A 26,682-nucleotide genomic window follows, 5' to 3' on the forward strand; every position below is an offset into this window, starting at 1 on the left:
GGACGGCTTGCCCTGCGTCGGCGCGCCGATTACAGCAGGCGCAGTTTTCCGGAGACAGCCATGCCCAGCGATAAATCTCAGCCTTCCTTTGTGCTTGTGCGCCCTCAGATGGGGGAAAACATCGGCGCTGCCGCGCGAGCGATGTGGAATTTCGGGCTGGACCGAATGCGGATCGTGGCGCCGCGCGACGGCTGGCCGAACCCCAAGGCGGTGGCGATGTCCAGTGGGGCCGGGCGGCTGCTGGATGAGGCGCAGTTGTTTGATGATCTGGGTGGAGCACTGGCCGACAGTACCTTTATCTTCGCGACCACAGCGCGGCAGCGGGGCCTGACAAAGCCTGTTTACAGCCCTGAACGTGCCATGCAGATCGCGGCCGAGAAGGTCGCGGCGGGTGAGAAGGTTGCCGTTCTTTTTGGCCCCGAACGGGCGGGGCTTGAGAATGAGGATATCGCCAAGGCCAATGCCATCATCTCGGTGCCGGTAAACCCGGAATACGCGTCGCTAAACCTCGGCCAATGCGTGCTGCTGACCGCGTATGAGTGGATGCGCCAGACCGGCGATGTGGTGCACGAAGCCACCGATCTGGGTAAGGGCGACTGGGCCACGGGGATCGAGGTCGAAAAGCTGGTCGAACATTACGAAGATCGGCTGGACGAGGCAGGCTTCTTCTATCCTCCCGAAAAGGCCGAGGGCATGAAGACCAACCTGCGCAATCTGTGGTCTCGAATGCGGATGACGCGGGCCGATGTGCAGATGCTGCACGGGATCATGCGTCAGATGGTCCGCTGGAAGGAAAAGGGCTGAGGCTGGACCTATCTCCACTCAAGCCCTAGCTTGCGACGAAATCCAAGGCACAAGAGGACAGCATGAGCGGCAAGCGCAGCATCTTCGAAGAAGTCTCAGACACTGAAAAACAACAGGCGGTTCAACCGGGAATGATTGATCGGGGCCGGGGCGGCGCCCGCGGGGCCATTCGGGTCTGGTTGATGATCCTGTTTGCGTTGGTCGTAGTCATGATTGCCGTTGGTGGATTGACCCGCCTGACCGACAGCGGCCTGTCAATCACTGAATGGCGCCCGATCACTGGGGCCATTCCGCCGATGACCGAGGCCGACTGGCAATCCGAATTCGACAAGTACAAAGAGATCGACCAGTGGCGCATCCAGAACCAGTGGATGGAGCTAAGTGATTTCAAATCCATATACTGGTGGGAATGGGGTCACCGCCAACTGGGCCGCTTGATCGGCCTTGTCTGGGCGCTTGGATTCTTCGGTTTCCTTGTGGCGCGTAAAATCCCAACCGGATGGACCGGCAAACTGCTGATCCCCGGTGCTCTGGGCGGTGTTCAGGGTGCGGTCGGCTGGTGGATGGTGGCTTCGGGCGTGACGCAGGGTGAGGGCATGACCGCTGTGGCCAGCTATCGACTGGCAGTGCATCTGGGGCTTGCCTTTGTAATCCTTGGATGTCTTGCTTGGTACATCTTCGAACTGGGCCGCGAGGAACGTGACCTGATGCAGGCCCGGCGCGCGAAAGAGGCAAAACTGTTCTCGCTGTCGACCGGCCTGATGCATTTCGCCTTTTTACAAATACTCATTGGTGCGCTTGTTGCAGGGATCGACGCTGGACGCTCATACACCGACTGGCCGCTGATCGGTGGACAAATCCTGCCGCCCGACGCGACGATGCTGGAGCCCATGTGGCGCAATTTCTTCGAAAGCCCCGGTCTGGTGCAATTCATTCACCGCTGTGCTGGCTATCTGCTCTTCATCTTCGGCGTTATCGTCTGGCGGCGTGGCAATACCAGTGCCCACCCGCAAACGCGCTTTGCCTTCAACGCAGCCTTTGCAGCACTGTCGCTGCAGGTGGTCATCGGTATCGTGACAGTGGTCTACGCCGCACCCTGGCAGATCGCCATTCTTCATCAGTTCATGGCTGTCGTCGTCTGGACCCTGATCCTGCGCGCGCGCTTCCTGACAGCTTATCCTGTCGCCACTTCAATCCGCGGAGCCTGACCTTATGACCGCCTATGACGACCTGATGGCCTTTCAACGCGAAACCTCGGCCCTCGGTCAGATTGCCGGGCGGCTGGGTTGGGATCAGGAAACAGTGATGCCGCGCGGCGCGGCGCCTCAACGCGCCGAGGAAATGGCCGCGATCGAAGCTGTTCTTCATGCCCGCCGCTCAGACCCGCGAGTGGCTGAATGGTTGGATCAAGCCGAACCTCTGGACGAAGTAGCCCAAGCCCAACTGCGCGATATACGCCGGTCCTACGAGCGAACGGTCAAGGTACCTGCCGATCTGGCCAAAGCCATTGCGCGCGTGACATCTGCTGCGCAAGGCACCTGGGCCCAAGCCCGCGCAGATGAGGACGTGGCTGCGTTTTTGCCTGTTCTGCAAGAGGTCGTGGCGCTCAAACGTGAAGAAGGTGCTGCCCTAGCGCAAGGTGGTGACGTCTATGACGCCATGGTCGAGGACTATGAGCCTTATACAACCGGTTCGCAGATCGCTGACATCTTTGACCAGATGCGCCCGCGTCTCGTGGCCCTGCGTGCGGCTGTTCTGGACAGGCCCGGGCCACAGGCTTTGACGGGAAGATTTGACGAACAGGTCCAAATGCAGCTTTCGCAGAAACTGGCGACGACCTTCGGCTATGATCTGAACACTGGCCGCGTGGACAAGGCTGTACACCCATTCAGTTCGGGCAGTGGGCTGGACGTACGGATTACCACCCGAACCAGCGAGACCGACCCTTTCAACTGTTTCTATTCGACCATTCACGAGGTCGGCCATGCTGCCTATGAGCAAGGTATCAACCCGGCCTATGCGTTGACGCCGCTGGGGCAGGGAGTGTCGATGGGCGTTCATGAAAGCCAAAGCCGCATCTATGAAAACCAACTGGGCCGTTCACGCGCCTTCACCGGCTGGCTTTTCGATCAAATGGTCGATGCATTTGGCGATTTTGGTGTCACGGATGCTGATGCCTTTTACGTCACGGTAAATGGCGTTCATAACGGGTATATCCGGACCGAGGCCGATGAGGTGCAATATAACCTCCACATCATGCTGCGTTTTGATTTGGAACGCGCCCTTATGAGCGGCGACCTTCAGGTCAGCGATCTTGAGGCCGCGTGGAATGATCGGTTTAACGCGGATTTCGGATATGCTGTCGACAAGCCGTCGAATGGGTGTCTGCAGGACGTTCACTGGTCGGTCGGGCTGTTCGGTTATTTTCCGACTTATTCATTGGGCAATGTCTATGCCGGTTGCCTCTATCAGGCATTGCGAGCAGCAGTGCCGGATCTGGACGCGCAATTGGCTGAGGGGAATACTTCGGGCGCGACCGGTTGGCTGCGAGAGAATCTTCAGCGTCATGGTGGGCTTTACACTCCACGCGAGACCATCCAACGCGCCAGTGGGATTGAACCGGGACCGGAACCCCTGTTGGAGTATCTGGAACAGAAGTTTGGGGTTCTCTACGGTCTGTGACAATTGGCCGAAGTAAGCCTGCCAGAAGAATAGCACAATCTCTCACACAGATCGAAAAAGGTGACGGAAGTCTGCTGTGAGCCCTTACCGGAGGCGCCCGTAAAACTGTGCGTGCATTAGCAGCATTCTCTTCGTCGCCATGCAGATAGGTTTAAAGCCGTGGTGCAGCAAAATAGCGGCCGTAGATGCGGCGTACAGCGCGGTTCAGGTTGTTGGCGACGGGTCCGCGAACCAATCGGCCGTTCGTATCAGAACCATTTGTTGTGCTTAAAAATTCGGCGACGGCTGAACCGGGCTGCGGCTACAGTCATTTACCTTTGTTATTGAATAACAGCTTACACAGGCCCTAGCCTCGGATTCGGATGTGGGCCTATCGATGACTACGGACTCTATATCGGTGCTCAAAATAGTTAGAAGGGTATGTTGATGAAGCGAGCTGTATTGGTATTGGCTGTATCGGTGTTGGCAGGATGCGTATCGACCACCGCTCCTCCATCGGCTCCTCCATCGGCACCTATCCCAAACCCCGGTCGCGCGAGCGCCCCTGTCAGTTCAAAGCAGGCGCAAATAAGATTTCGTCAGGTCGCTTCTCGTATTGAGCCAGTGGCAGAGCGAGAATGCCGTCGCCGTACTCAGGGTGTGAATTGCGATTTTCTGATCCGCATAGATCCAAACAAAAAAGCCCCCTCGAACGCTTATCAGAGTCTAAGCAAGTCGGGGCGCCCGATGATCACAATGACCCAAGCGCTGACACGGAATGTGAACAATACCGATGAACTTGCATTTGTGATGGCGCATGAAGCCGCTCACCACATTCAAGGGCATTTAGCTCGACGTGCTCAAAACGCTGCGGCTGGTGCGGTGATTTTGGCGGGTCTGGCAACAATAGCCGGAACTGGGCCGAATGATATCGCCGCAGCACAAGATCTTGGAGCCTTTGTTGGTGGACGCAGTTATTCAAAGAACTTTGAATTGGAAGCTGATCAACTGGGCGCAGTAATTGCCTACAAAGCGGGTTATGATCCACTCAAAGGTGCGCTGTACTTCGCACGAGTTCCTGATCCTGGTGATCGCTTTCTAGGAACGCACCCGCCCAACTCTCAAAGATACCATGCGGTTCAGGCTACAATGTCCCGGATCGGTGGCTGATAATCTAGAGCAATAGATTTTCGTAGAACTGCGTCAGCAATAGCTGATTGTGTAGAACACTGCTTTGTCCCGTAGCGCAGCCACTGGAAAAAGACCGAGGCTAGTGCACCTCGGCCTTCTGTTGTTTATTCGTTCACTTCGTCCTCGTCGCCCTGATCGGCGATCCAGGCGACGCTGACTACTTCTTCGCCTTTACCGGTGTTGAATACCCTCACACCGCCGGCGCTGCGCGAGCGGAACGAAATACCGTCGACCGGCACCCGGATCGACTGACCCTTGGAGGTGGCCAGCATGATCTGGTCGTCGATCTCAACCGGGAAGGAGGCAACAAGTTCACCACCCCGCATGGCCTTGTCCATGGCAGCGACGCCCATGCCGCCACGTCCGCGGACCGGGTAGTCGTGGCTGGAACTGAGCTTGCCTGAACCGCCCTTGGTGATGGTCAGTATCAGGTTCTCAGCGGCTGACATCTCGGCATAGCGTTCCTGAGTGATTGAACCGGGCGCGGCTTCGTCCTCATCCGTTTCGCCATCATCCGTAATACCTGCCACGGCGCGGCGCATCTTGAGGTACGCGGCCCGTTCATCCGGGTCGGCCTCGAAATGGCGGATTACGGACATCGAGACGACGCGGTCACCATTGCTCAGCCTGATGCCACGCACACCGGTAGATTCGCGTGAATTGAAGACACGCACATCGGTGGTGCGGAATCGGATCGCGCGGCCCGAATTGGTGACCAGCATCACGTCTTCATCTTCCGAGCAGATGCGGGCGTTTACCAATTCCACACCGTCGGGCAGTTTCATTGCGATCTTGCCGTTGCGGCGCACGTTGGTGAAATCCGACAGGCGGTTGCGACGCACGTCGCCAGCGCTGGTGGCGAAGACGATTTGCAGGTTCTCCCACTCTTCATCCGGCACATCCACGGGCATGATCGCCGCAATGGAAACTCCGGTCGGGATCGGCAGGATGTTGACGATCGCCTTGCCCTTACCGGTCCGGCTGGATTGCGGCAGACGCCAGGTCTTGAGCTTGTAGACCATGCCTTCGGTGGTGAAGAACAGCAGCTGAGTATGCGTGTTCGCCACGAAGAGGTTCGTGACAACATCCTCTTCCTTGGTCTGCATACCCGACAGGCCTTTGCCGCCACGCTTTTGCGCCCGGAAATCGGCCAGCGGGGTGCGTTTGATGTAGCCGCCTGAGGTGACGGTCACGACCATATCTTCGCGTTCGATCAGATCTTCGTCTTCCATGTCGCCAGACCAGTCGACGATCTCGGTGCGGCGGGGAACGGCGAACTGCTCGCGTACGCTGCGCAGCTCATCGGCGATGATGCCCATGATACGCTCGCGCGAGGACAGAATATCCAGATATTCCTTAATCTTGGCGGCCAGTTCTTCCAGCTCATCCGTGACCTCTTTGACACCGATCTGGGTCAGACGCTGCAGGCGCAGGTCGAGGATGGCGCGGGCCTGAACTTCGGTCAGGTTATAGGTGCCATCGTCGTTCATCTTGGACAGAGGGTCGTCGATCAGACGCAGGTAGCCTTCGATTTCTGAGGCAGGCCAACGGCGGGTCATCAGCTTTTCGCGGGCCTGAGCGGCATCTGCGGACGACCGAATGGTGGCAACCACCTCGTCCACGTTCGATACGGCTACGGCCAGGCCACACAGGATGTGGCTGCGTTCGCGTGCTTTGCGCAGGTCGTACGCGGTACGTCGGGCAACTACGTCTTCGCGGAAGTCGATGAACGAAGTCAGGAACCGGCGCAGGGTCAGCTGCTCAGGCCGGCCGCCGTTCAGGGCCAGCATGTTGCAGCCAAAAGACGTTTGCATCGGCGAGAAGCGATAGAGCTGGTTCAGAACCACCTCGGGCGTTGCATCGCGTTTTAGTTCGACCACAACACGTACGCCGTTACGGTCGGATTCGTCCTGAACGTGGGCCACGCCTTCGATGCGCTTTTCACGAACCGCTTCGGCGATCTTTTCGATCATCGCAGCTTTGTTCACCTGATAGGGGATCTCGTCCACGACAATGGCGTAGCGGTCGCGGCGGATTTCCTCCACGCGTGTCTTGGCGCGGATGATGACGCTGCCTCGGCCCTCAAGATACGCTTTGCGCGCGCCGGACCGGCCAAGCATCACGCCGCCGGTCGGAAAATCGGGGCCGGGCACGTATTCAATCAGTTGTTCAGACGTCAGGTCCGGGTCGTCGATCAGGGCCAGCGTGGCATCAACCACTTCGCCGAGGTTGTGCGGCGGAATATTCGTCGCCATACCCACCGCGATACCGCCGGCACCGTTGACCAGCATGTTTGGGAAACGGGCGGGCAGGACGGTCGGTTCCCGGTCCTTGCCGTCATAGTTGTCCTGAAAGTCGACCGTCTCTTTTTCGATATCGGCCAGCAGGGATGCGGCGGGCTTGTCCATCCTTACTTCGGTATAGCGCATGGCCGCCGGGTTATCGCCGTCCATCGAACCAAAGTTGCCCTGACCGTCCAGCAGCGGCAGCGACATCGAGAAATCCTGCGCCATCCGCACCAGCGCGTCATAGATCGCGCTGTCACCATGCGGGTGGTATTTACCCATCACGTCGCCAACCGGGCGCGCCGATTTGCGGTACGCTTTGTCATGCGTGTTCCCGGTTTCGTGCATCGCATAGAGAATGCGTCGGTGCACCGGTTTCAGGCCGTCACGCAGGTCGGGGATCGCGCGTGAGACGATAACCGACATCGCATAGTCCAGATAGGACGTGCGCATTTCGGATTCGATGGACACCGTCGGGCCGTCATAGACTGGGCGCTCGGGCGGGGTTTCATCCATGTTTTCTGGGGTTTCTGGCGTATCGCTCACGTAAACTGCCCGTTCTTTGTGCAGGGTCTATATCTTGTGGATGTACCTTATCAGACCCGGCACATAAGGTGCAAGCAAGCAACCTTTATGAGTGCGAAAAACCCCCGTAACATCCAAGTAACATATTGTTAACTAAGGGTTAGGAGGTTTTTGTGTTACCCTTAAGAGACCTTGCAACAAATTTGGAGGTCTGCATGGCGCAAAGCGAAACCGAGTTGATGCTTAAAGGATACGGGCTGACGACGGCTGAATTCTTCTACCACATGCCCGACTACATCCACGTTCTGAACACGTTCATCTGGCAGGAGTATGACTTGGCGCCAGATCACCCAAAGCTATTTGAATTCATTGATTTTTGGCAGCGCGAGATCGAAGGCCCGCTGCATTCAGTTCGATTCACGCATCGAAAGATGATTGCACCAGGCGAATGGCGCAACATGGTGGGTGAGTTCAGGGTGAACTGAGTACCGTTTTTTTTAATCGGTAACGATCAAGGCCAGTTATTTTTTTATGTCCTTAAGCTAAGGTGTCGACCAAACCATTGGTCACACATGGAATCGTTCTATGCACCGTTATTTGCTTTTAGCTGCCGTTTTATTGATGTGCGGCCCTGCCTCAGCCGAGGGCGTTCTGGATAAAATCAAGAAAGGCGCTGAAAGCACTGCCGATGCAATTGGGCGCGGGGCGGAAACCGTGGGCGACACCATCGGGAAAGGCGCGGATGCCGTGGATGAGACCCTCGATTCAACAACTAATCTTGTAACGAACGAGGCCACCCCGGAAGAGACGCGCGCCAAGTTGGATACAATCGCCAACGAAGTACTTACTCAACTTATGGCGGAAAATCCTGATGCCAAAGCGCTGTATGACATCAGCGCAGGCTATGCGGTATTTGATTCACGCAAGGTTACGGTATTTCCCGTTTCGGCCGGATATGGGCGCGGTGTAGCGGTGTCAATGGATACCGGCCAACGCACCTATATGAACATGGGTACCGGAGGTGTTGGTGCGGCCGTAGGTATTGGTGGTTTCGTTACCAAATTCGTGATCCTGTTCGAAACGCAGGCAGATCTCGAAAAATTCATTGAAAACGGTTATGACGCCACCGCCGAAACCGGGGCCATGTATGGCGACGAGAGCAAGGGCGAAACGGTTCGCTTTACGGATGGTCGGTCATTTTTTGTTTTGGGCAAGAAAGGTTGGCGTGTCTCTGCCGGGGCCTCTGGAACGAAGTTCTGGAAATCCCCCGAACTGAACTGATCAACCCGAGCAACTCGCGCCGCCCAGAACGCAAAACTTGGCGCAGTGGGGGTGGTTGAGGTGCACATCAGCTTCGGCTTCGGCCAATGTATGGCCCATCTCGAATTCGGGCGCGTATGGAAGCAAGGTACAAGCCAGAACTGCCGGGCGATCAGCTCCTTTGCGTTTTACCACCATTCGGGCACTTGCACACATCACGGCGTCTGGTGATTTGTTCAGAATGCCCCAGCAGGCTGTTGTTATTTCGGGTACTTCCACGTTTTCGTCCATCTCTGGGAACAAAACGGTTTGGCCAGGGTTTTGTGCGTCGATGTCAAAGTTGTTGTCAGCAAAAAACGCCGCGTAGCCAGCTCGGCTTTCGGCGTCGTTTTCACCCCAGACCGTTCGCCCGGCAATGGCCATGTTGAACCCGTTATCGCGCAGCCACTCCATCCCTGTAAGGGTTCTGGCAAAGCTACCTTTCCCACGTTCTTCGTCGTGCAATTCCGGGCGATAATGATCGACCGAAATACGTAGGGTCAGCTTGTTTCCATAGTCGTGCTGAAGTTCCAGCAGCCCTTCACGCATTTTGCGGCGCATCATGGGTAGCATCGCATTGGTCAGTATCAGCACTTCGTAGCCGCGTTCCAGCGCCGCGCGGGTCATGTCGATCATTTCGGGATTCATGAAGGGCTCACCCCCCGTGAAACCGATTTCGCGGATCGGCCAATTGCGGGCCTCTATCTGATCCAGATAGTCCCGTACTTCATCCGCACTGATATAGACCAACGCATCATTGGTCGGGCTACTTTCGATGTAACAATTAACGCATTCGATGTTGCACAGGGTGCCGGTGTTGAACCACAACGTATCGGGATTGCTGAGAGCCACCGAGGCGCGCGTTTGCCCGTCGGCTGTCACCAGTTTGTCCTGAAACTTGCCGATATTGGCGGTTGGAAGGGCGTTGTCTTTCATTCCGGTATCCGGTTCTTTGAAATCTCTATGCTGACTTAGTCTCTGGGACGAAGTTAGTTAAGAGCAACACGCCGGACCTGACGGAGTTTTGATGATAGGAAAAAATTAAAAAATGATTGCGCTAACATTGGACATGCAAACGGCGGTAAGGTAGGGAAAATTATGGTTTCTCGTGTCATACCTGTTGATCCGTTCGATCTGATCATCTTTGGCAGTACCGGCGATCTTGCGCTACGCAAGATTTTGCCAGCACTGTTCCGGCGGTTTTGTGCTGGGCAATGGCCCAAAGACGTACAGATTATCGGTGCGGCCCGGGCTGCCTATGATCGGGGGGCGTTCCATGAAATCGTCGCCGAATCGTTGCGTAAACACGCGCCATATCAATGTAATGATGCAAAAATGCTTGCCTCATTTCTGCAGCGCGTGGATTATGTTCCGCTAGATGCGCAATCGGATGAAGGTTGGGCACAGCTTGCAGCAAAACTGACCACCGATCGTGTGCGGGCATTTTATTTCTCGGTCGGACCACGCTTGTTTGGGCCTTTGGCCGAACGGATACATGCGCACAGCTTGGCGACAGAGCAAACGCGGATCGTTGTTGAAAAGCCCTTTGGTCACGATCTAGAAAGTGCGCGATCTTTGAACGCAACTCTCGCGGCGCACTTCAACGAGGGGCAGATATATCGGATCGACCATTATCTGGGGAAGGAAACTGTTCAGAACCTGATGGCCGTTCGATTTGGCAACATGCTGTTCGAGCCGCTCTGGAACAGCCAATACGTTGATCATATCCAGATCACGGTTGCCGAATCCGTCGGTATCGATGGGCGCGAGGAATACTACGATCGCGCGGGTGCTATGCGCGACATGATGCAGAACCACCTGATGCAGCTTCTGTGCCTAATTGCGATGGAACCTCCGGCCAAGTTTGATCCCGACGCGGTGCGGGACGAAAAGCTAAAGGTGATCCGCGCATTGGACCCGGTTGAGCCGCACCACATCGTGAGAGGCCAGTTCGAAGGCGATGGCCCAGGTTATCGTGAGGTAGTGGGCAATCCGCGTTCGAAGACTGAAAGCTATGTCGCGCTTAAGGCGCACCTTAGCAATTGGCGGTGGGCGGGAACGCCGTTCTATTTGCGCACAGGCAAGCGGCTTGTGGCGCGATCGTCGGTGATCAATGTAATGTTTAAGGATGCGCCTCATTCGATCTTTGGGGCCGATGCCGGGCGCCACGCCAACGTGTTGTCGATCCGTTTGCAGCCGAACGAAGGCATCACGCTGAAGGTAACGATCAAAGAGCCGGGACAGGGGGGAATGCGTCTGGTCGACGTTCCATTAGATATGAGTTTTGCCGAGGCGCTGGGACCGGAAAACCAAGACCCTCCGGACGCCTATGAGCGGCTGGTGATGGACGTGATCCGGGGCAACCAGACCCTGTTCATGCGTGGTGATGAAGTCGAAGCCGCCTGGGCCTGGACCGACCCGATCATCGCTGGTTGGCAGGCGCGAGGCGATGTCCCCAAACCATATGATAGTGGCAGCACGGGCCCGGGCGACGCCGAACTGCTCATGAAACGTGATGGTCGCCGTTGGCAAGGGATAAACCCATGAAACTACAAGAATACGCTGATCGGGACATGCTGGCCATCGACGTTGCAAACGTGCTGGCGGGCGAGTTGGAGTCAGCTTTGTTGCATAACGAGATGGTTTCGCTGGCGGTGCCGGGAGGAACGACGCCGGGCCCAGTGTTTGACGTTCTTTGTGCGGCGGATCTTGAGTGGGACCGGGTGATGGTTCTGCCCACGGATGAACGTTGCGTGCCGGGCGATCATGAACGCTCGAACGAGCGTTTGATCCGTGAACGTTTGCTGACCAACCGCGCCTCGGTTGCGCAATATATTCCTTTGTATGTACCGGGTAAGGAACCCGAGGATGTATTACCTGAACTCGAAAGCCTGATAACTCCGATCCGGCCTTTGTCGGTGCTTGTCCTTGGCATGGGTGAAGACATGCACACGGCATCGTTGTTCCCCGGCATGGACGGTTTGGAGGCCGCGCTGGACAGTCACGCGCGCCCTTTGGCCGTTGCACGGCCCGAGGTTCAGCCCGAGCCGCGTATAACCCTGACCGCGCCGGTATTGGATGGTGCTTTGTCGAAACACCTGATCATTTTTGGAGCTGAAAAACGGGAAGCATTGAACCGCGCTATGTCCTTGCCGCCAGAGGACGCCCCAATAGCTGCAGTGCTTAGCGGCATGACTGTGCACTGGGCGGAGTAAACATGATGAAACTTGATACCCTCACCGCACTGGCCGCCGAACGCAGAGATCAGACCATTTTGGGCCTGTTCAAGAAAGATGGTAACCGGGCCGGTACGTTTTCGGCGTCTACCGGTGACCTGCTGATTGATTATTCCAAGACGCAGATTGATGAAGATATCCGCGCGGCCCTGATTGCCCTGTGTGACGACGCGGGGCTGTCTGAGCGGCGCGAGGCGATGTTCTCGGGTGCGAAAATCAATGAAACCGAGGGGCGCTCGGTTCTGCATACAGCGTTGCGCAATCTGGATGGTGGACCGGTTGAGGTCGACGGGCTGGATGTAATGCCAGATGTGCTGGACACGCTGCAACGAATGCGCGTTTTTGCCGAAGAGGTGCGCGGCGGCGCGATCTCTGGGGTGGGGGGCAGCTTTACCGACGTCGTGAATATAGGCATTGGCGGTTCGGATCTGGGGCCGGTAATGGCTACACTTGCGCTGGCTCCGTATCACGATGGGCCACGGCTGCACTACGTGTCCAATGTGGATGGTGCACATATTGCGGACACTCTGAGGCAGCTTGATCCGACACGGACGTTGGTAATTGTGGCATCCAAGACGTTTACCACTATCGAAACGATGACCAATGCACGCACAGCGCGGGCGTGGATGGTGGATGGTGGTGGCGATCCGGCCAGACAGTTCGCCGCCGTGTCCAGCGCTGTGGACAAGACCGAAGACTTTGGCATCCCCGAGCAGCGCGTGTTTGGTTTTGCAGACTGGGTTGGTGGCCGTTACTCGGTCTGGGGGCCGGTGGGCTTGCCGGTGATGATTGCGGTCGGCTCGAACGCCTTTGACGCATTTTTGCGGGGCGGGCAGGCGATGGACGTACATTTCCGCGCCGCCGATTGGGTCGAGAATATGCCGGTGATGCTGGCCTTGGTCGGCATTTGGCATCGGCAGGTTCTGGGGCATGCCAGCCGCGCTGTTCTACCTTACGACCAACGTTTGTTAAGGCTTCCTGCTTATTTTCAACAACTTGAAATGGAGTCAAACGGCAAGTCTGTCGCGATGGATGGCAGTTCTCTGACCTTGCCATCTGGCCCTGTGGTCTGGGGGGAACCGGGCACCAATGGCCAGCACGCATTTTATCAGCTGATCCATCAAGGAACCGATGTGATCCCATGTGAGTTCATGGTTGCGGCCGAAGGCCATGAACCCGAACTCACCCACCACCACCGCCTTCTGTTGGCCAATTGTCTGGCCCAATCTGAGGCGCTGATGCGCGGTCGGACGCTGGAAGAAGCGCGGCAGCGCATGGCCGACAAGGGGCTGACGGGTGATGAGCTGGAGCGACAGGCCCGCCATCGCGTGTTCAAAGGTAATCGCCCTTCCTTAACCCTAATGTACCCAAAGCTCACGCCCTTTGTGCTGGGCCAGATCATCGCGCTGTATGAGCATCGCGTGTTTGTCGAAGGCGTTCTTTTGGGCATCAACTCGTTTGACCAGTGGGGCGTCGAGTTGGGCAAGGAATTGGCAACGTCTCTGGGACCGATCGTGGATGGTGAGGAAAAAGCGGACAGCAAGGATGGATCAACTGCGGCCCTAGTCGCTTATGCGCTGCGTCATCGGGAGTAGACAGCCTGTATTTTAAGGGCTGTTGGTGCGGCAAACCGCATTCTTTTATTGTCAGACAATTAAATGCTTGGCAGGGTTCTTTCTGAGGAAATGCCACGCCTCCCGCTATAAACCGGAGGCATAGATGGCACCGCCAAAGGGAGGATGTCCATGCTGGGACAGATGATGACGCAGCCTTTGCTGATCTCGTCGCTGATTGATCATGCTGACCGCTATCATGGTCGAACCGAGATTTTTTCGGTTGAGACCAACGGGACGGTAACCGAAACCAGTTGGGCGCAAGTGGCGGAAAACGCGCGAAAACTGGCTTCGGCGCTGACTAAGCTGGGACTGGAGCCACAAGCACGGATCGGGACGCTAGCCTGGAACAACCGTCGCCATCTTGAGATTTACTACGCGACGTCCGGCGCTGGCTTTGTCTGCCACACCGTCAATCCGCGACTGTTTCCCGAGCAGCTGACCTATATCATGAACCACGCACAAGACCGTGTTCTGTTTTTTGACGCGACCTTTATTCCTCTGGTCGCGGCCCTGCATGATCAGTTGCCAGAAGTTCAACATTTCGTCCTGATGGGACCAAGATCCGAGGACGCCATTGCGCAGATTCCGGATGTGCAGTTCTACGACGATCTGTTCGAGACAGGAGAGGCGAGCTTTCAATGGCCCAGCTTTGACGAAAACACGGCCTCTGGCCTGTGTTACACATCTGGAACGACGGGACATCCAAAGGGCGTTTTGTATTCACACCGCTCGACTGTTTTGCACAGCTTTGGCTCGAATACACGCGATGTCGTCGGGTACTCGGCGATGGATGTGGTGATGCCGGTGGTTCCGATGTTCCACGTTAACGCATGGGGATCGCCTTATGCCTGTGCAATGTCGGGGTCGCGTATGGTGCTGCCGGGGCCGGGCTTGCATGGTGACGCGCTGGTGGAACTGATCGATACCTACGGTGTCACCTTGGCCATGGGTGTTCCGACGATCTGGCAAGGGCTGCTGGCCTGTGCTGAGCAATCCGGAAGCAAACTGGCCAGCTTGCAGCGAACAGTTATTGGCGGGGCGGCGTGTCCGCCCTCGATGATCGAAACTTTCCGCGAAACCTATGGTGTTGATACCATCCATGCTTGGGGGATGAGCGAGATGAGCCCACTGGGTACTGCGAACCATCCACTGGCGCGACATCTTACCTTGCCGCTGGATGAACAGCACAAGATCAGGGAAAGCCAGGGACGGCCTTGCTATGGCGTCGAACTGAAAATCGTCGACGACGACGGAAATGACCTGCCGCATGATGGCGTAACTCAGGGGGACCTGCTGGTGCGCGGGCCTTGGGTTTTGGATAGCTATTTCCAGATGCAGGATGAGGAATTGCTGCAGGATGGCTGGTTTGCCACTGGTGATGTCGCTACGCTGGATCCTGACGGCTACATGACCATCCGTGACCGGTCCAAGGACATCATAAAATCTGGGGGCGAGTGGATCAGTTCGGTCGAATTGGAGAATATCGCCGTCGCGCACCCCAAGCTGGCCAGCGCCGCTGTGGTGGGTGTTCCGCACCCTAAATGGGACGAGCGTCCGCTTTTGGTGGCCGTCAGGGCCGAAGGGGAAAATCCGACCGAACAAGAGGTTCTGGCATTTTATGACGGTAAGATCGCCAAATGGCAGGTGCCGGACAAAGTGGTGTTTGTGGATGCCTTACCGCTGAATGCTACGGGTAAAATTCTAAAACGCAAGCTGAGAGCGGATTTTGAAAACACTTTGAACGCTTGATTTTCGGGTTGAAGGATTTGGCTCCGGCGGTAGGGATCGAACCTACGACCAATTGATTAACAGTCAACTGCTCTACCGCTGAGCTACGCCGGAACTGAGGGGCGTGTATCAACAGGTAAAGTGGAGGTCCAGATGTAAAAACTTATTTTTTGGTGGGTGAAGCACACGGCTCCTCATCAGATCCGGCAGCGACTCAGAGCGGACCTTTCTGTATAGCGCAGCCAATGGCCACTTTGAGCCCAGAGCCGACGTCAAGATTTTAACAGAAGGCGTGGCTATGCTATTACTCACTCACAATTCAAACTTTAACACGACATGCCATGGAACCGCGCTTCATTGATTATCAGACTGTTGAAGCCAGCCTTGACTTGCTTGCACTGGCACGGGCGCTGGAGGCGGGACATCGATTGCCGAAGGCCGAAATTAGTTCGACATATCTGGAACGCAATGGGAATACTGTAATTTCACTATGGGCGTGGATCGACAAAATTGGAATAGCGGTAAAAACACCGACAATATTTCCGACAAATGTCGGATTGGGACTATCGAGCGTCAATGGTGGTTTCTGTCTCTATTCAGCCCAGACGGGCGTCTTGCTCGCGCATATAGACTTTCACGCAATCACCAAATGGAAAACTGCGGCGGACAGCTTGCTCGCTTCGTTGAAACTTGCCCCAAAGAGCTCGAAGAACATTGTCATCGTGGGGGCAGGTACTGTGGCGCGCTCTATGTTCGAAGCTTACCAAGCCGGGTTCCCAGGTGCGCATATCAACGTTTGGAACCGAACGCTTAAACGCGCAGAAGAGTTGGCGGTGGATTACCCCGAGGTGACTATGGTTGACGAGCTGGAACGGTCGGTAAGGTGCGCCGATATCACCTGTTGCGCAACGATGAGCACGGAGCCGTTATTAAGAGGAGCTTGGCTGCGCCCCGGTCAGCATGTCGACTTATTCGGTTTCTACCTGCCCCATATGCGCGAAGCAGATGACGAAGCAATCCTACGTTCAAAGGTATACGTCGATAGTCGAAAATGACATTGGAGAACTCAGGTGAATTAGCAATTCCGCTGGCTTCTGGTGTCATCGGTGCCAAACACATCATTGCGGATTTCTACGATATGCCAAAAGGAAGGTTCTCCAGATCCTCAGACCAAGACATCACCCTATTCAAAAACGGCGGCGGCGCACATCTTGATCTTATGACCGCCCGTTACATCTTGGACGCCTGTGCCAATTTGACTGAACCAGGCTGACCATCTCCCAGTACAGTCGCAACGAAAGCCCATGTGAATGGTCGCAATGTCCGCCAAGCGTGCGTTTGCCTGTCGCCGAACTTCGCACCCGCAGCGATGGTCGGCAATGCGGGCTGCAGAAGCAGCATTCAGCTGCCATGCTCAAGGTCTCCTCTGGGCCGCCTACGATAGCGGCCCGTAGGTATTAGATTTCAATTGTTTCTGCTATGGCATGTGCATCCTCAAGCTCAACACCGAGATACCGAACGGTACTGTCCATCTTAGTATGCCCGAGCAAGAGTTGTACCGCGCGCAGATTTCCCGTCTTTTTGTAAATTTGGGTGACCTTGGTCCGCCGCATTGTGTGTGCCGTATGCGATTGCCTCTAAACCTATAGACCTGACCCAATCACGCACGATCCGCGCATACTGGCGTGTTGAAATGTGTGAACGCTCATGGAAACGCCCTGGCCAAAGGTATTCAGACCCGACCATGAGTTCGTCTTCCAGCCACTTCTCGACTGACGTCCGGGTTCCTTTGGTAATCTCGAAGCAGACCGGTTTCTGAGTCTTGCTTTGCAGCACCGAAGCGCGCTCCTTGATCTGCCCAGAAGCCATGATGTCAACGACTTTCATCTTCGCCAAGTCACAGCCGCGCAACTTATTGTCGATGGCCATATTGAAGAGAGCGAGGTCGCGATGGTTCTCTGCGAGCTCTAACCTTACTCGAATTGCCCAAACGTGTTTTGGTTTCAACGGTCGTTTCTAACCGACGATGCGTCCCTTGTTCCAAGCTGGGCGAAGAGTGCGAATGACAGATAAGTTCGGTGTTTCCATAACTGATCCTCCGATCCGCCATGCCCGCCCACAACGACAACCCGACGTTGACGAGGGACGATATCACAGGATGTTGCGCCGCCACCGAGATCGGTCCTGAGCGCAAACTACCAATTTACTGCGGCGCGACGAATGTCGGCTATTACCAATTACGGTGGCTTCAACTGAATCAATTTTACCACTTCTCACAACACTTCGCGTCTCGCCCTTCGTAGGGCTCCAAAACCTTCGCCTGGTCCAGTTGGAATTGATATTCGTTGTCTTTGGTAGCGCCGTCATACGCATGCATGTTCCATGCGGAAGTGCGCGGTAGAAACGCGCCGGTGGTGTTTTCCAGGCTGCGTCCGATACCAAACAGCAGGCGTTGCGCCCTCTGCAGCGTCTAACTGATATGTCGGACGGGGGCGGACCCGCTTGTCCGGTATTATGGCGGCAGCTACAGTGAAGGGACCGAATGCAAATGGGAAAGCTCGGATGTCTGTTCAAACCGGTTACCTGCTAATCGCCGATATTACCGGTTATACCGGATACCTGACCCGGTCAGAGTTGGAACATGCCAACCCAATCATCCGTTCTTTGCTTGAGGCGGTTGTAATTGAGCTGAAGGACCCAATGAAGTTGCGGGGCCTCGAGGGTGACGCCGTTCTCGCTTATTCGAGTGGACCGTTCCCTTCAGGTGAAACTTTCCTCAACATATGTGAAAGCCTTTATCGGGGGTTTGCCGAACGTCGTCGGAACATTGTGCAGAACACGACTTGCCCCTGCAATGCATGTCGCAACGTTGTCGATCTCGATCTGAAGATCCTTGCGCATCACGGGAAATTCGAAGAGCTTTCGATTGGCCCGATGAAAGATATTTCCGGTGCTGACGTCATATTGGTGCACCGCATGGCAAAGACCGATGTAAAGGAAGATACTGGTATCCTCAGCTACGCACTGTTCTCAGAAGACGCGTTCCGGGCAATGGGCATCGAGTCTGACCTCATGCAATACAGCGCTCAGTTCGAGCACTTTGGTGACGTGCCCATGCGGGTCTACGATCTTGCAGCCGCCTGGCAAAGATACCGGGAGATCGCCGGACCCGTTCGCGTTACCGATGAGGATGCTGTGTTCACAACCCAGCACATACTGAAGGCACCGCCGGTCATAGCCTGGGAAATGCTTACGGATCCCAGGCTCAAGATGCGTTGGATGATGTTGAAGGACGCCTATCGGGAAGGGGATGCGTCGCGAACGTCCGCCGGCGTCCGCCTGCACTGCGTTCATGAAGCAGCTCACTTTCAGATGCTGATTGTCGACTGGCATCCATTCGAATACGTGACCGATATCTTGCACAATTCTTCCATTGAGGGCCTTACAAACCTGGAGACCTATGAGTTGATCCCGGTAGAAGAAGGAACCGAGATCGTGTTTCGGATGGGGCAGCTGACTGACACCGAAGGCAAACATCATCCCGCCGAGGAATCTGCAGTAATCGATCTGTTCGAGAATTTTTATCCGGTGGCCTTCGGTATTCTGGACGAAATGGCGTTGGAGCTTCATCAAGTGAAATAAGAGTAATGAGAATGCTGCTTGGGCGACTCTTAATCGGAACCACCACTGCGAAACAGTCGGTCGCTGACGCAATCATGTTGAACGGTGGCATCGTTACGCTCTTCGGGCCTCCTCCCGTCTTCCAGTTTCGCTCGCGCAACGAATGCCTCCTTTGACGGGCGGCACCGCAGCGACAGTGATCAAGGTGGAACGACCGCTATGGGCCGTCCGCATCGGAGCGACATAGAACCAGCAGGTCGTGGTTAAACGTTGCACCCGGAGGCACGATTATTCGCGTGAATTCGTCCCACTATCGGAGTTAATCCTTTTATCCAGCGTCTTCAGAAGCCTGTTCAAACCTTCGGCTTCTGCCGGAGCTAGTCCCCGTAAAAGGCGATGCTGCGTTTCGACATGATCGCCGACGGCTTGATCGATTGTCGCAAATCCGGGTTCGGTCAAACGGATCAGAAACCCGCGCTTGTCTTCGGGGTTTGGAACCCGCTCGACGAGGCCGTGTTTGACGAGTTGGTCGATGCGATTGGTCATTGTTCCCGAGGTCACCATGGTCAGGTCCAGCAACTCACCAGGGGATAAGCCATCAGGTTTTCCGGATCTGCGCAGGGTCGCCAGAACATCAAAGCTGGCGGCGTTCAACCCGTAAGCTTTCCAGGTTTTTTCCATTTCGCTCCGAAGCTTGGCAGTCAAACGTGAAAGCCGGCCGATGACTTCCATCGGTCCGACATCAAGGTCGGGCCGGGCCTTGTTCCATTGAGCAACGATGCGGTCTACGTGGTCCATGAAAATTAAAATGCAGGATTTTATCTTGACGTCAAGTTAAAAGAGTATATCTTGACATCAAGATAAATGGGATCTGCGATGAGACATCTCGATATTGTACTCACAGCTCTTGCGCCATTGGTTTGGGGCAGCACCTACTATGTGACGACAGAATACCTTCCTGCAGGGTATCCAGTGACGATGGCCGCCCTCCGCGCTTTGCCTGCCGGCCTGTTGCTTCTTGTATTGGCACCGCGCTTGCCGAAAGGTATTTGGTGGCTGCGCATCTTCATTCTCGGAGCACTCAACTTCACGCTATTCTGGGCCTTTCTGTTTGTCGCAGCCTACCGGCTACCGGGGGGAGTTGCGGCGACGGTCGGTGCGGTTCAGCCGCTGATCGTCGTATTCCTCGCCGCACTGCTGCTCGGCACCGCAATCCGAAGCGCATCCGTGCTGGCCGCCCTGATCGGTATCCTTGGTGTCGGGCTGCTCGTCTTGGGGTCAGGCATATCGCTTGATCTGGTCGGCGTGATTGCGGGGGTAGGTGGTGCAGCCTCGATGGCGGCGGGCACAGTCTTGACCCGGAAATGGCACCCTCCTGCGCCGCTTCTGACCTTCACCGCCTGGCAACTGACCGCTGGCGGTCTGTTGCTGGTACTTTTGGCCATCCTCATCGAACCTCCGCTTCCGCCACTGGATGCACGAAATCTATCCGGCATCTCTTACCTTGCTCTCATTGGGGCGGCACTCACGTATGTCCTGTGGTTCCGCGGTATCTCACGGATAGAGCCGGTTGCAGTCTCAGCACTCGGTTTTCTCAGCCCGCTCTCCGCCGTTCTGATCGGCTGGGCGTTGCTAGGTCAGGCGCTGACACAGATGCAGATCGCTGGGGCCGCGCTTGTTGTTGCGGCAATCTGCCTTGGTCAAAGGGCCGGGCGCGTCCGTCCGCCCAACCTTCCGAAATATCCCATCCGCAATTCAGTATAACGGAGAACTCCAATGAAACTCATTGTATTTGGTGCCACCGGCGATGTCGGTTCTCGCGTCGTAACAGAAGCGCTCGCACGCGGGCATCACGTAACCGCAGCTGTCCGAAACGAAGCAGCGCTTGCCAAATTGACAGAGGGAGTCAGACCAGTCATCGCAGACGCGACAGACCCAGCAGCCCTCGCCGCCGCCATGGAATCGCAGGATATGGCGATCAGCGCGTTGCGCTCTCCGCCCGGGCGCGAAGGCGAGATCGTCGCTCTGACACGTTCGATCCTCAATGCTGCGTCACGCACGGGCCTTCGGGTGATCATCGTTGGCGGCGCCGCGCGGCTCCATCTGCCAAACGGCAGTCCACATACGGTTTTGTCTGACCCCGATTTCTTACCTGAAAACATCGTTCCGATTGCCCGGGCATCGATGGCGCAATGGGAACTCTGCGCCTCTGAAACATCGGCAAATTGGACCTATGCCAGCCCGTCCGCCCTCTTGCAGCCCGGTCCACGCCTAGGCTCGTTCAGAATCGGTACGGACACGCTGCTCGTCGATGATGCTGGCAAATCGGAAATTTCAATGGAGGACTTTGCTGTTGCGCTGATAGATGAAGCACAATCAGCAAAGTTCCCGCGCGCTGCGTTCACGGTCGGTTACTAAAACTCGTCTCAGAGCACTATGGAAAGGAAGCCCAGCTAAATGACTAACAGGCCGGGCGTTACCTCAAGGGAGCAGTCCGCTGACACAAGACAATGGTCAATGCAAGGCCGACGCAGCTTCTTCCGCGATACAGTCCCGCGCCTGTCCTAAATTCTGCTCCCAGGTGTAGACGTCGGTTTTCAGGAAGCTGCAATGCAGAGTTGTTCAGATTGATGGATGTCTCCTTTGGGCCGATGAGCGTAGTGAGGGCTCATTACTGATGGAATTTACGACAAGTTTGCCGTATCGGAGCTGCGAAGCTCAGCCGACAAAAATCGTCCTCGATAGCCTGATCGACTAAAGTTCTTTTCTAGAAGAGATACTTTTATGGAAACACTCAAATTCGATCCCTATAGCACGCAGATCAAACACGAGATTGAACAGTATTTGAGATCCGTCAACGAAGGCGAGCAGGCTGTAATCTGTATGACTCAAGTTGTACCTTTGAACCTGAGGATTGTCTGACTGTCTGGCCCCTAGATACCAAGGTTTGTTTGGAGAAATTTCGCTGAAAGCTCTTAAAGTCCTCAAGCGAGCGCAATAGCCTATTTTCGGTAACATTGACCAAATGTTTAGGGTGGGCAAACATAGAAAAAAGAACGAAATCTGACTTGGCGGGGGTGGTTGATTGACACGTTTATTCATAATTGCCTTGGCCGTTACCGTTCTAAATACGATGCCAATTTGGCTGGCTGAACTGGCCGAAAAAAGCGGGATTTCCGACGTGGCGGTTGGCCTGTTGGCAAGCGTCGTCTTGCTGTGCTCCGCGGTCGGATGTGCGATTGGGGCGGACACGCGAAATAAGGCTTTACTGCGTGGAGCCGGGATCGTTGCGTTCAGCGGCATTGCCGGTGCTGCGACGGTACAGGGTATTTCAACTGCGGTTTTGTTTGTCGGGGCAGGCGGTGTTGGTTTGGCGTTTGGCGTTGTTTTGGCTTTGCCCCTGTCGCGCAGTTTCACAGAGGCAAAGGTTCTGCAAACTATTGGCAACGGAATGGCGATCGGGTGTGCCGCTTCGTTCATTCTGTTGGTTGTAATTCACGTAGCCGAGTGGCCACTACTGACATTTTTGGCCCTTCTTTCGGCGATACAGGTAATCCTGTTGTTTCGGAAAATGCCTGCGCAAAACTATCGCAATAGAGGGCATTTCAGCTGGAAGCGGGACATTAGCTTGCTGCCCTTTTTTATCTGTATGGGTGCATATTGGGCCTTTCTCGAAGTATTTTCGGCAGAGCAAGATCTTGGCAGTCTCAGCGCTTGGTTGGCCGGCAGCTTGTTGCTGTCCGGCTTGGGGTCCTACCTTGCTGGTATTGTGCCCAAGCGATTGGGCCTGCGCGCCAAGGTATTAGGCCTGCTGCTCGCGGCATTTGCTGGCGGGCTCACCTATTTGTCTAAAACCGAGTTTTTGGTTGGCATGACTATCCTGCTAAATGCTTTCGGACTTTTTCTGTTCTTCCCGCTCTATCTGGATCGGACTGATACTCCAGCGGCAGGCATGGCACGCTACCTTCTTTGTTTTGCATTAGGTGGCGTGATCGGGAGCCTTGCGATTGCTGTGGGAGGTTACACGGCATTGGCCGCCGCTGTCGTCCTCTCGGGCTTAATTGCTGTACCTGCTATGACGCGTCTGCGGCCTAAGACGGATATTCCGGAATATTGAGCCCCGCCTTGCGCCATCCTTGGATAGCCATTTCACCGCGCTCCGGAGTGATACCGGTCATCGCGAGTTCTTCATAGACGACGTCCTCGAAGATCGGAAACATCTCGCGCATGATCGCAGCCGCCGCGCGGGCTTTTTCGGTATTGCCCAATTCGCCGTGGAGCCAGGCAAGATGTGCCTGGTACCAGAAGAACTCAGGCATAGGAAACTTCTCAATCTCCACCAGAGCGGCCTCGGTGAAACCCTGCGATGCGTATAGCCAGCATCGCGCGTAGTGATACCATCCGGGGTGGACTGGGCTCAGGTCCATTGCCCGATCCAACAATTCGACTGCTCGATCATATTCTCCCAGAAACAGATGGCAGGACCCAATCTCGGCCAGAACATCGCAATGGCCGGAATTCAACTCTAGCGCACGCTCGGCGGCGACCCTAAACCCCGCAATATCCATCTGATAGAAGATGGTCAGCGCCAGTGTCATTTGCGCGAAGGCATTCAGGCCGTCGCATTTCACGGCCTTGCGCGCAGCTTCTGCCGAGAGCGCCAAGGCGTCGATATCGGGGCGCTGGTTGACGTGATAGCGGTACTCTTCCAGCAGCAACATGGCGTAGGCCGCCCACCCATCCGAAGATTGAGAGTCAGTTTTGAGCGCGTCTTTTAACCTGTCCCGAATTTCCGCATGTATGGAATGATCGTAGGATCGGTAGTACTCATAAAACTGCGCAACGAGGAAATAAGTGTCCCAGGACTGGGTGCGTCCGTCGGGCAGGGACCGAGCGATGTTTTTTGCCACAAGGCCGTGGCGACTACCAAGGCGACCGGCAATGAGGGCGGCAATGTCTTCCTGAATATCAAACAGTTCTTCTGGTCCGCTGCCACGATCGAATTGCTCGGTCGCAACCAACGTTCCGTTGCTGGCCTCGGTTGCTTGCACGGTCACCCGCAATTGGTTTTGGGACCTTCGAACGCTGCCCTCGACGACATGAGTGACCGCATATCGGTCTGACATTTCCGAGTTTGAAGCCTTGTCAGTTGCCAACTGTACGGTTGTGCGATGTGAGAGCAGGGTAAGTTCGCGAAACCGGGACAGATTGGTAATCGTATCTTCGGTCAAACCTTCGGCCAGAAATCCATCGTCGGAGTTTGAACTGAGACTTTTGAACGGAAGTACCGCAAGCACAATACCGTCGGGTGTCGAGGTGTTTTGAGCCTTGGTTACGGGCATGTCGATATCAGCGACAAAGCGAAACCCTGTGCCATGTATCGTCTTGATTGTGTGCTGGTCCCGGCCTGTGTCGCCAACCGCTTGGCGAGCTTCTTTCATCGCGGTCGACAAAGTGGCGTCAGTGATGAACCGGCCTTGCCAGACCTGTTCGACCAGCTCATCTTTCAGAACCACCCGGTCCCGGTTGGAAATGAGGTATTCCAGAATTTGCAGGGTCTGCGGGGTGAGACTGTTACACGCCTCGCCACGCGATATCTGAAAGAGATCGGTATCAATCGTACAGTCATTGAACGCATATTTCATGGCCCGGAACCGATCATGGTTGAAACAATTCTCGTTTGAAACAAGCCTAGCCCTCATACTTTCTCAGGAAAAGCTCAGATGCGGCTCGAGGTTCGAATTCGTGCCGCCGCTATTCCCATTTCATCCTTAACGGTCCGCTTTGGGGCCTGGAAACAGGAGAATAGCAATGAAATATCGCAATGCGTTACCGCAGTTGAACGGCACCCAGATGGTGGCTGATGGCGGCCTTGAAACTACCTTGGTCTTTCACGACGGGATCGACCTGCCTCTGTTTGCAGCATTTAAAGCGTTGGAAAGCCAGGAGGGTATCGACGCCATAGACAGATACATGCGCGGGTTCGCCCGGCTGGCTGTAAACCATCGCCGTGGGTTCATAATGGACACTCCGACTTGGCGTGCAAGCCCCCGTTGGGCGGCTGAACTCGGAGTTGACCGTGAGGAACTCAAAGAGGTTCATCGCGAAGTTATCGCAACGCTGGTCAAGATGCGGGACGAGCACGAAACCCCAGAGTCACCCTTTGTGATCAACGGAGTAATCGGGCCGCACAGCGACGGTTATGCCCCGACAGAAATCATGAGCGCGACCGAAGCCGAAACCTATCACCAGACACAGGTGGGCTGGTTCGCCGATATGGGTGCAGACATGGTTTCGGCCATCACCATGACCTATGTCGAAGAAGCGATCGGCATCGTGCGCGCTGCACAGGCCGCTGATATTCCGGTGGTGATTTCGTTCACCGTCGAGACCGACGGCCGGTTGCCATCGGGTCAGGATTTGCGTTCTGCCATAGAGCAGGTCGACGCCACCACAAAAGGTGCAGCGGCATACTTCATGATCAACTGCGCGCATCCCGATCATTTCAGTTCTGTCCTTGAGCAGGGCGGCGATTGGACGAAGCGGATCATGGGAGTGCGGGCCAATGCGTCACGCCTGTCCCATGCCGAGTTGGACGAAGCTGAAGAGTTGGATGACGGGAACCCGCAGGAATTCGGTGAGCTTCATCAGGAGCTTGCAAAAATTCTGCCCAATCTGACCGTCATCGGTGGGTGCTGCGGCACCGATCATCGCCATGTCGAGCATGTTTGCATGGCAACCCGACAACCGACCACCGTAACCGTCTGACCGACGAATTAGTCACATAATCCCGGACCGCGAAAAGCAGACTGTCATCGCAATAGGTCGAAGTTACCGCAAAGCTTGGCGGCTCTGCGGTTCGGGAATCTTCGGGGCGATCACGCCGAACATAGGAGGTAAAAATGACAACCGAACGTAGTTCTTTTTCTGTCCCGCCCAGCGTGGTGTTCCAATCGGTTGGCGCCAAGGCGCCAAATAAAAGGGGAAAGAGTGGCGTCTCATTTACTGGGGTTTCCGCCACGCTGTTTTCGCAATTGCGTAGCGCCGTTATTCGTGAATATCGCTTTAGGCGGGATCTCCGGCATGTGTCTCAGCTTGATAAACGAATGCTGAAAGACATTGGCCTGAACCCGGAACTCTACCACAAGGATTTGCGTTATGGACGTGATACAAGTTGGAGTTTTTGACCTTAAAGGATTTGAACGAGTCTTATAGGGAATGCTTACCCCATAGCGTCAAGGTGTGCTTAAAAAATTCTGAGCACACCAACATTCAAGTACCATGGCTAGAGAACTCCGATGCTCGCTCGTATTACTTACTGTGACCAAATTGTTGGCAATACGGTAGAGCCTATCGATAGCTTAGTCCGCTGCCTGAACGCCCACCTATACCGTGATCGAGCAGGTGTCGCGAATGTCAGCAATGCGGATAGCGACCGCAGCATCCAGACCTGGGTGCCAAGGTCGGCTCTGGGCCGTAACTGACAGAACCACTCAAATTCGATCAAAATTGCTGAGGTGCTCCACTAAAGGAGGTGAGATCGCCAAAACGTTGGAAATTTTTTTGCGTGATCGCATTGGTCGGTCCTCAATTCATTTGAAGACGCCGAAATCCGACGCTCCAATGTCGCAAATTCTAACAAGATGTACGCTCTGACCGACAGTCTCACACCGCCAAACTTGGTTTCTTCCGCAGATCATTAAGGCTCTGGACCAA

General features: G+C 55.5%; 22 protein-coding genes, 1 tRNA gene and 1 pseudogene. 18 read left to right on the plus strand and 6 right to left on the minus strand.

Annotation, left to right across the window (positions count from 1 at the left end; genetic code table 11):
* Positions 1-60: 60 nt before the first annotated feature.
* The 4 genes from GOW93_RS08575 (at position 61) to GOW93_RS08590 (ending at position 4,635) form a co-directional block, all read left to right on the plus strand.
* On the plus strand, positions 61-804 hold the full coding sequence (locus tag GOW93_RS08575) for an RNA methyltransferase (RefSeq protein ID WP_170383139.1): 744 nt from the start codon (positions 61-63) through the stop codon (positions 802-804).
* Positions 805-866: 62 nt separating this feature from the next.
* Positions 867-2,012: a heme A synthase gene (gene ctaA / locus GOW93_RS08580; protein ID WP_170383141.1), complete on the plus strand. Its 1,146-nt coding sequence runs from the start codon at positions 867-869 to the stop codon at positions 2,010-2,012.
* Positions 2,013-2,016: 4 nt separating this feature from the next.
* Positions 2,017-3,486, plus strand: a complete 1,470-nt coding sequence (locus GOW93_RS08585) for a carboxypeptidase M32 (RefSeq protein ID WP_170383143.1) — start codon at positions 2,017-2,019, stop codon at positions 3,484-3,486.
* A gap of 426 nt (positions 3,487-3,912) precedes the next feature.
* Positions 3,913-4,635: a M48 family metalloprotease gene (locus GOW93_RS08590; RefSeq protein WP_170383145.1), complete on the plus strand. Its 723-nt coding sequence runs from the start codon at positions 3,913-3,915 to the stop codon at positions 4,633-4,635.
* 125 nt (positions 4,636-4,760) lie between these two features.
* Here the strand turns inward: GOW93_RS08590 and gyrA are convergent, their stop codons facing one another.
* Complete coding sequence (gene gyrA, locus GOW93_RS08595) at positions 4,761-7,487, minus strand: DNA gyrase subunit A (RefSeq protein ID WP_170383147.1); 2,727 nt, start codon at positions 7,485-7,487, stop codon at positions 4,761-4,763.
* Positions 7,488-7,681: 194 nt separating this feature from the next.
* On the opposite strand from gyrA, the gene GOW93_RS08600 reads away from it, so the two are divergent.
* On the plus strand, positions 7,682-7,951 hold the full coding sequence (locus tag GOW93_RS08600; RefSeq protein ID WP_170383149.1) for an usg protein: 270 nt from the start codon (positions 7,682-7,684) through the stop codon (positions 7,949-7,951).
* 100 nt (positions 7,952-8,051) lie between these two features.
* On the plus strand, positions 8,052-8,747 hold the full coding sequence (locus GOW93_RS08605; RefSeq protein ID WP_170383151.1) for a hypothetical protein: 696 nt from the start codon (positions 8,052-8,054) through the stop codon (positions 8,745-8,747).
* Here the strand turns inward: GOW93_RS08605 and GOW93_RS08610 are convergent, their stop codons facing one another.
* A complete protein-coding gene (locus GOW93_RS08610; protein WP_170383152.1) occupies positions 8,748-9,701 on the minus strand; it encodes a radical SAM protein in 954 nt (317 codons plus the stop codon).
* Between the two features lie 162 nt (positions 9,702-9,863).
* Between GOW93_RS08610 and zwf the strand changes: the two genes are divergently transcribed.
* From zwf to GOW93_RS08630, 4 genes are all read left to right on the plus strand, one after another.
* A complete protein-coding gene (gene zwf / locus GOW93_RS08615; protein WP_170383153.1) occupies positions 9,864-11,312 on the plus strand; it encodes a glucose-6-phosphate dehydrogenase in 1,449 nt (482 codons plus the stop codon).
* A complete protein-coding gene (gene pgl, locus GOW93_RS08620) occupies positions 11,309-11,980 on the plus strand; it encodes a 6-phosphogluconolactonase (RefSeq protein WP_170383154.1) in 672 nt (223 codons plus the stop codon). The genes zwf and pgl overlap by 4 nt, the downstream gene beginning before the upstream one ends.
* Positions 11,981-11,985: 5 nt before the next feature.
* A complete protein-coding gene (gene pgi / locus GOW93_RS08625; RefSeq protein ID WP_438826188.1) occupies positions 11,986-13,596 on the plus strand; it encodes a glucose-6-phosphate isomerase in 1,611 nt (536 codons plus the stop codon).
* A 150-nt stretch (positions 13,597-13,746) separates the two neighbouring features.
* A complete protein-coding gene (locus GOW93_RS08630; protein ID WP_170383157.1) occupies positions 13,747-15,366 on the plus strand; it encodes a long-chain-fatty-acid--CoA ligase in 1,620 nt (539 codons plus the stop codon).
* Positions 15,367-15,384: 18 nt separating this feature from the next.
* Here GOW93_RS08630 and GOW93_RS08635 read toward each other — a convergent pair.
* Positions 15,385-15,459: transfer RNA gene (locus GOW93_RS08635), tRNA-Asn, on the minus strand.
* 227 nt (positions 15,460-15,686) lie between these two features.
* Here GOW93_RS08635 and GOW93_RS08640 point away from each other — a divergent pair.
* Positions 15,687-16,400 carry an ornithine cyclodeaminase family protein gene (locus tag GOW93_RS08640; protein ID WP_368039649.1) on the plus strand — a complete coding sequence of 238 codons (714 nt, stop codon included), beginning with the start codon at positions 15,687-15,689 and terminating at the stop codon, positions 16,398-16,400.
* Positions 16,397-16,618: a hypothetical protein gene (locus GOW93_RS20895; protein ID WP_368039650.1), complete on the plus strand. Its 222-nt coding sequence runs from the start codon at positions 16,397-16,399 to the stop codon at positions 16,616-16,618. Before GOW93_RS08640 ends, GOW93_RS20895 begins: the two co-directional genes overlap by 4 nt.
* 184 nt (positions 16,619-16,802) lie before the next feature.
* On the opposite strand, the pseudogene GOW93_RS08645 reads toward GOW93_RS20895, so the two are convergent.
* A pseudogene (locus tag GOW93_RS08645) lies at positions 16,803-17,274 on the minus strand (tyrosine-type recombinase/integrase).
* A gap of 633 nt (positions 17,275-17,907) precedes the next feature.
* On the opposite strand from GOW93_RS08645, the gene GOW93_RS08650 reads away from it, so the two are divergent.
* A complete protein-coding gene (locus tag GOW93_RS08650; RefSeq protein ID WP_170383159.1) occupies positions 17,908-18,987 on the plus strand; it encodes a DUF2652 domain-containing protein in 1,080 nt (359 codons plus the stop codon).
* A 267-nt stretch (positions 18,988-19,254) separates the two neighbouring features.
* On the opposite strand, the gene GOW93_RS08655 is transcribed toward GOW93_RS08650, so the two are convergent.
* On the minus strand, positions 19,255-19,764 hold the full coding sequence (locus GOW93_RS08655) for a MarR family winged helix-turn-helix transcriptional regulator (RefSeq protein ID WP_170383160.1): 510 nt from the start codon (positions 19,762-19,764) through the stop codon (positions 19,255-19,257).
* Positions 19,765-19,842: 78 nt separating this feature from the next.
* Between GOW93_RS08655 and GOW93_RS08660 the strand changes: the two genes are divergently transcribed.
* The 3 genes from GOW93_RS08660 (at position 19,843) to GOW93_RS08670 (ending at position 23,083) form a co-directional block, all read left to right on the plus strand.
* Positions 19,843-20,730: an EamA family transporter gene (locus GOW93_RS08660; protein ID WP_170383162.1), complete on the plus strand. Its 888-nt coding sequence runs from the start codon at positions 19,843-19,845 to the stop codon at positions 20,728-20,730.
* Between the two features lie 12 nt (positions 20,731-20,742).
* Positions 20,743-21,384, plus strand: a complete 642-nt coding sequence (locus GOW93_RS08665) for an NAD(P)-dependent oxidoreductase (RefSeq protein WP_170383163.1) — start codon at positions 20,743-20,745, stop codon at positions 21,382-21,384.
* Positions 21,385-22,051: 667 nt separating this feature from the next.
* Positions 22,052-23,083, plus strand: a complete 1,032-nt coding sequence (locus GOW93_RS08670; RefSeq protein ID WP_170383164.1) for a hypothetical protein — start codon at positions 22,052-22,054, stop codon at positions 23,081-23,083.
* On the opposite strand, the gene GOW93_RS08675 is transcribed toward GOW93_RS08670, so the two are convergent.
* Entirely contained in the window at positions 23,058-24,611 is a 1,554-nt protein-coding gene (locus GOW93_RS08675) for a winged helix-turn-helix domain-containing tetratricopeptide repeat protein (protein WP_170383166.1), read from the minus strand. The genes GOW93_RS08670 and GOW93_RS08675 overlap by 26 nt on opposite strands.
* Before the next feature lie 166 nt (positions 24,612-24,777).
* Between GOW93_RS08675 and GOW93_RS08680 the strand changes: the two genes are divergently transcribed.
* Both GOW93_RS08680 and GOW93_RS08685 read left to right on the plus strand, forming a co-directional pair.
* Positions 24,778-25,734, plus strand: a complete 957-nt coding sequence (locus GOW93_RS08680) for a homocysteine S-methyltransferase family protein (protein ID WP_170383167.1) — start codon at positions 24,778-24,780, stop codon at positions 25,732-25,734.
* 134 nt (positions 25,735-25,868) lie between these two features.
* Complete coding sequence (locus GOW93_RS08685; RefSeq protein WP_170383169.1) at positions 25,869-26,153, plus strand: DUF1127 domain-containing protein; 285 nt, start codon at positions 25,869-25,871, stop codon at positions 26,151-26,153.
* Positions 26,154-26,682: the final 529 nt, after the last annotated feature.

This window comes from Ruegeria atlantica (assembly GCF_013032455.1).
GTDB classification, from domain to species: Bacteria; Pseudomonadota; Alphaproteobacteria; order Rhodobacterales; family Rhodobacteraceae; genus Ruegeria; species Ruegeria atlantica_B.